Here is a 4,059-nt window from a genome sequence, read left to right on the forward strand (position 1 = left end):
CGCGCGGGTCGTTCCGCGGGTCCGGGCGGCGGGACTACGCCCGGAAGGCAGGTCGGCGCTCCTGTCCGGACGCCCTCCGGGCGCCGACACCGCGCGACGCCCGGACCCGGCGCGGTGACCACGCGGCGGGCTTGCAGGTGCGCACGGGGGAGGTAGTCTGCCGCCATGACCGCACGCGCCGGCGTCACGCTCCACCTGCCCTCGCCCGGGGCGACCGACGCCCTCGCCCGGCGCCTCGCGCGGCGCCTGCGGCCGGGCGATACGCTGCTCCTGCGCGGGCCGGTCGGGGCGGGGAAGTCGCATTTCGCCCGCGCGCTCATCACCGCGCTTCTGGACGTGCCGGAGGACATCCCCTCGCCCACCTATACCCTCGTTCAGACCTACGCGGGGCGGAGCGGGCCGATCTGGCACGCCGACCTCTACCGGCTGGGCGATCCCGGCGAACTCGCCGAGCTGGGTCTGGAGGAGGCCTTCGGCTCCGCCATCTGCCTCGTCGAATGGCCCGAGCGGATGGGCGAAATGGCGCCGGGCGGCGCGCTCACGGTCGAGCTCGCGCCGGTGGCGGACGGGGCAGCGCGACGCGCGACGCTCACCTGGTCGGACGGCGACTGGGCCACGCGGCTCGAGGACCTGCGCGATGACGCGTGAGGCGGCGCACCGGGCATTCCTCTCCGTTGCCGGCTGGGCCGAGGCAGACACCGCGCCGCTCGCCGGCGACGCCTCGGCACGGCGCTACCTGCGGCTCACGCGGCACGACGGGGCGCGCGCCGTGCTGATGGACGCCGACCCGGCCACCGGAGAGGACGTGCGTCCCTTCCGCCGCGTGGCGGAATTCCTGCGCGGCGCGGGGCTGAGCGCGCCGGAGGTGCTGGCCGCGGACGACATCGCGGGCTTCCTGCTGCTGGAAGATCTCGGCGATGCGCTGGTGGCGCGCGCGGCCGAGGAACGGCCCGCGACGGAGCCTGCGCTCTACGCCGCGGCGGGCGAGACGCTCGCGGCGCTGCAGCGCCACGCGCCCCCCGCCGACTGGCCCCGCGCGACGCCCGGGAGCCTCGCAAAAGCCGTCGCGCCGCTCTTCACGCACTACGCGCCCGATCTCGGCGGGGTGCGCCAGACCGCGACCGAGGCGGCGCTGCGCGAGGCTCTCGAGGCACTGCCGAGGGAGGCGCCGGCCCCCGTCCTGCGCGACTTCCACGCCGAAAACCTCGTCTGGCTGCCGGAGCGGGCGGGCCCCGCGCGCCTCGGCCTGCTGGATTTTCAGGACGCGGTCGCCGGGCACCCGGCCTACGATCTCGCCTCGCTCACCCGCGACGCGCGCCGCGACGTGTCGCCCGAGGCCGCGGAGGCCGCGCTCGCCGCCTGGCTCGCCGCCACCGGGCGCGCGCGGGCGGAGACGGCGGCGGCGATGGCACTGCTTGCCGTGCAGCGCAACCTGCGCATCCTCGGCATCTTCGCGCGGCTCGCCGAGGCGGGCAAACCGCGGTATCTCGCCCTCATGCCGCGCGTCTGGCGCCAGCTTCAGGCCGATCTCGCCCACCCGGCGGCGGCGGACGTGGCCCGCGCGCTCGCAGACCTTCCAGCCCCGCGGGACGCCGCGTGAGCGGGGCGGTGATGCTCTTCGCCGCGGGCTTCGGCACGCGGATGGGCGCGCTGACGGCGGAGCGGCCGAAGCCCCTGATCGAGGTGGCGGGCCGGCCGCTCCTCGATCACGCGCTGGAGATCGCGCGGGGCGTCGCCCCGGCGCGGATCGTGGCGAACGCGCACTACCGCGCCGAGCAGATCGCCGCGCATCTGGCCGGCACGGAGGTGCGCCTCTCGCACGAGGAGGGCGCGATCCTCGACACCGGCGGCGGTCTGCGCGCGGCGCTGCCGCTGCTCGACGCGGACCCGGTCTTCACGCTCAACACCGACGCGATGTGGCAGGGGCCGAACCCCCTGGGGCTGCTGGCGGAGGCCTGGGATCCGGCGCGGATGGAGGCGCTTCTGCTCTGCGTGCCGCCCGCGCGGGCGCGGAGCCACGCGGGCGCGGGCGATTTCGCCATCGCCCCCGACGGGCGGGCGGCGCGCGGGCCGGGCGCCGTCTTCACCGGTGCGCAGATCACCGCGGCCGGGCCGGTCGCATCGGTGCCCGAGCGCGCCTTTTCGCTCAACCGCGTCTGGGACGGGATGATCGCGCGGGGCACGCTTCACGCGATCCTTTATCCCGGCGAGTGGTGCGACGTGGGCCGGCCCGAGGGGATCGCGGCGGCCGAGGCGATGCTGGCGGAGGGCGGCGATGTTCGGACCTGAGGAGGGCGCGCCCCGGCTCTTCGGCCTGCCGCCGGGCGCGGATTTCCCGGCGGCGCTGGTCGATGGGCTGCGCGCGCGCCTCGCGGGCGCCCCGCCCGAGGCGATGGCGCGGGTCGAGGTCATCGTGAACACCGAGCGCATGGCGCGGCGGCTGCGCGCGATCTTCGACGCCGGGCCGCCGACGCTCCTGCCGCGCATCCGCCTCGTCACCGACCTGTCGGAGGCGGCTGACCTCGCCGATCTGCCACCCGCGGTGCCGCCGCTCCGCCGCCGGCTGGACCTGTCGCAACTCGTCGCGCAGCTGATCGAGACGCGGCCCGACCTCGCGCCCGAGGCGGCGCTCTTCGACCTGACCGACAGCCTCGCCGCGCTGATGGACGAGATGGGGGTCGAGGGGGTGGACCCGGAGACGGTGCTCTCCCTCGACGTCTCGGACCAGTCGGGGCACTGGCAGCGCGCGCTCGCCTTCCTCTCGATCGCGCGCGACTACCTCGCCGCGCTCGACGCCCCGCCGGACCCCGGCGCGCGGCTGCGCGCGGCGATCGAGCGGCGCATCGCCGCCTGGGCGGCCGCACCGCCCGCGCACCCGGTGATCGTCGCCGGCTCCACCGGCTCGCGCGGGGCGGTGGCGCGGCTGATGGAGGCGGTGGCGCGGCTGCCGCAGGGGGCGGTGGTGCTGCCCGGCTTCGATTTCCACCTGCCGGAGGCCGTCTGGGACGGCATGGGCGACGCGCTGAGCGCGGAGGACCACCCGCAATACCGTTTCCGTCGGCTGATGCAGACCTTGGGCGTGCGGCCCGGCGAGGTGCGGCTCTGGCAGGACGAGGGGCTCTCCGATGCGGCGCGCAACGGCCTGATCTCCCTCGCGCTCCGGCCGGCGCCGGTGACGGACCAGTGGCTGGCCGAGGGGCCGACGCTGGGCGATCTGGGGCCGGCCTGCGCGGGGCTCAGCCTCGTCGAGGCGCCGAGCCAGCGGGAGGAGGCGCTCGCCATCGCGCTGCGCCTCCGCGAGGCGGCCGAGACCGGGCAGAGCGCCGCGCTCATCACCCCCGACCGCGGGCTGACGCGGCAGGTGGAGGCGCGCCTCGCCGGGTGGGAGATCGTGCCCGACGACAGCGCGGGACGGCCCCTGCACCTGTCCGCGCCGGGGCGCTTCCTGCGGATGGTCGCGGGGCTCAGGGCGCGCGCGCCCGGCGCGGGCGAGGTCATGGCGCTCGTCCGTCACCCGCTGACGCACTCCGGCGCGGAGCGGAACCGCCACCTGCGCTTCGCGCGCGAGCTGGAGCTCTGGCTGCGCAAGCAGGCGGTGCCGGAACCCGGCGCAGCGGACCTCGCCCGCTGGGCGGCGGGGATGGCCGACCCGGCCGCCGCGGACTGGGCGGTGTGGCTCGGCACCTGTCTCGACGCTGCGCCGGAGACCCTGCCGCTCGCCGAGCACGCGGCGGCGCTGCGCGCGCGGGCCGAGCGCCTGGCCGCCGGGCCGAAGGCGGAGGGGTCCGGCGGCCTCTGGGAGCGGGAGGCGGGGCGCAAGGCCGCCACGCTTTACGCCGGGCTCGAGCGGGAGGCCGGCGCCGGCGGCGCGATGGACGCCGCGACCTTCGCCGATCTGCTGGCCGCGCTCCTGCAGGGCGAGGCGGTGCACGACATCGAGGCGCCGCACCCCGGCATCCGCATCTGGGGCACGCTGGAGGCGCGGGTGCAGGGCGCCGATCTCCTGATCCTCGGGGGCCTGAACGAGGGTAGCTGGCCCGAGGCGCCCGCGCCCGACCC

4 protein-coding genes are annotated in these 4,059 nt (G+C 77.2%); all 4 read left to right on the top strand.

Features of this window, described 5'->3' with window-relative positions; all coding sequences use genetic code 11:
• Nucleotides 1-165 precede the first annotated feature (165 nt).
• Nucleotides 166-648, top strand: a complete 483-nt coding sequence (tsaE, locus tag ACESL7_RS08770; RefSeq protein ID WP_372892940.1) for a tRNA (adenosine(37)-N6)-threonylcarbamoyltransferase complex ATPase subunit type 1 TsaE — start codon at nt 166-168, stop codon at nt 646-648.
• Nucleotides 638-1,600: an aminoglycoside phosphotransferase family protein gene (locus tag ACESL7_RS08775; RefSeq protein ID WP_372892941.1), complete on the top strand. Its 963-nt coding sequence runs from the start codon at nt 638-640 to the stop codon at nt 1,598-1,600. The genes tsaE and ACESL7_RS08775 overlap by 11 nt, the downstream gene beginning before the upstream one ends.
• Nucleotides 1,597-2,289, top strand: a complete 693-nt coding sequence (locus tag ACESL7_RS08780; protein WP_372892942.1) for a nucleotidyltransferase family protein — start codon at nt 1,597-1,599, stop codon at nt 2,287-2,289. Before ACESL7_RS08775 ends, ACESL7_RS08780 begins: the two co-directional genes overlap by 4 nt.
• A partial coding sequence (gene addB, locus ACESL7_RS08785) for a double-strand break repair protein AddB (RefSeq protein ID WP_372892943.1) occupies nt 2,276-4,059 on the top strand: 1,784 nt, incomplete at its 3' end. The genes ACESL7_RS08780 and addB, both read left to right, overlap by 14 nt.

The organism is Rhodosalinus sp., assembly GCF_041685465.1.
Taxonomy (GTDB): domain Bacteria; phylum Pseudomonadota; class Alphaproteobacteria; order Rhodobacterales; family Rhodobacteraceae; genus Rhodosalinus.